Source organism: Corallococcus praedator, assembly GCF_003612125.1.
Classification (GTDB): domain Bacteria; phylum Myxococcota; class Myxococcia; order Myxococcales; family Myxococcaceae; genus Corallococcus; species Corallococcus praedator.
Genome location: NZ_RAWI01000937.1, coordinates 1 through 466 on the forward strand (window position 1 = coordinate 1; position 466 = coordinate 466).

The 466-nt window shown below is 68.0% G+C and carries 1 pseudogene; it reads right to left on the reverse strand.

The features are described from left to right. Positions 1–466: pseudogene (locus tag D7Y13_RS42485) on the reverse strand (J domain-containing protein); the annotation flags it as partial.

Sequence of the window (466 nt, forward strand, 5' to 3'; positions counted from 1 at the left end):
GGTAGTGGGCGGGAGCGGGCGTCCTCCGAGCGCACCCATGTTCTCCATGGCGCGGCGCAGGAGGCGCTGGCGCCGGAGCTTGGAGGCTTCGTCGGGATTGGAGGGGTCTTCGGCCGCCACGTCGTCCTCGTCAAAATCCCAGTCGTCCAGGTCGCCGGACAGCTCGGATTCATCAGTCTGGCCAGAACCCCCTCCGTTGTCACCGGGGAAGGCGGTGAACCGGGGGGAAGGGAGCGGTTCGAAGGTCGCTTCCGGTTCGAACGTCGTCTCGACGATGGCTTCGACGAGGAATTCATTGGCTTCCCCCGCCGCCGGCCCCACGTCCGAGCGGATGAGCGCTTCCAGGTGGGCGTCCACCTGCTGGAGGGCGGCTTCGAAGGACGCGGTGAGGTTCTGCGCGGGGTCGTTGGATTCGTCGAAGGAGACGATGCGCCACAGGTCGTCCTCGCTGGCGCGCACCGGGCCC